The organism is Borrelia persica No12 (assembly GCF_000500045.1).
GTDB classification, from domain to species: domain Bacteria; phylum Spirochaetota; class Spirochaetia; order Borreliales; family Borreliaceae; genus Borrelia; species Borrelia persica.
In genome coordinates, this window is the sequence record NZ_AYOT01000211.1 from 1 (window position 1) to 413 (window position 413).

Below are 413 nucleotides of genomic sequence, written 5' to 3' on the forward strand. Positions count from 1 at the left end.
GGTAAACGTAAATATGCTTTTCTTAAAATCAAATACAAAGTTGATCTTAAAAATTATATGTATCTTAATGTCGACTCTAATATTAGAGATATTTACTCGCGTATTAAAAAGAATAACTATGGTGATATGGGATTAAGCTTTGAATATCAAGATTTCTTTGCTCCCGTTAATGAAATTAAAGGTGTTCATTGTCTTAATGTTTCTATTGCTGTAAAAGACGATCTTAACACTAAAATTACTGCTATTGAAAGTAGTGAATTTAAAGAAAATCAAAATGTTGAAATTAAAGATAATGAAATCTTAGATCTTGAGTTTACTGCTGAGAGGCTTATTATTGATATTTCATCATAAAAGGACACACTCATGTTAAAAATACCTTCTTTTCTTCAAGGCACTCAAGTAGAAAAAATAAT

The 413-nt window shown here is 27.1% G+C and carries 1 protein-coding gene; it reads left to right on the forward strand.

Annotated elements, in window-relative coordinates:
- Positions 1 to 351, forward strand: a 351-nt coding sequence (locus U881_RS13705) for a DUF276 domain-containing protein (RefSeq protein WP_024653106.1), incomplete at its 5' end; no start/stop codon positions are given.
- Positions 352 to 413 lie beyond the last annotated feature (62 nt).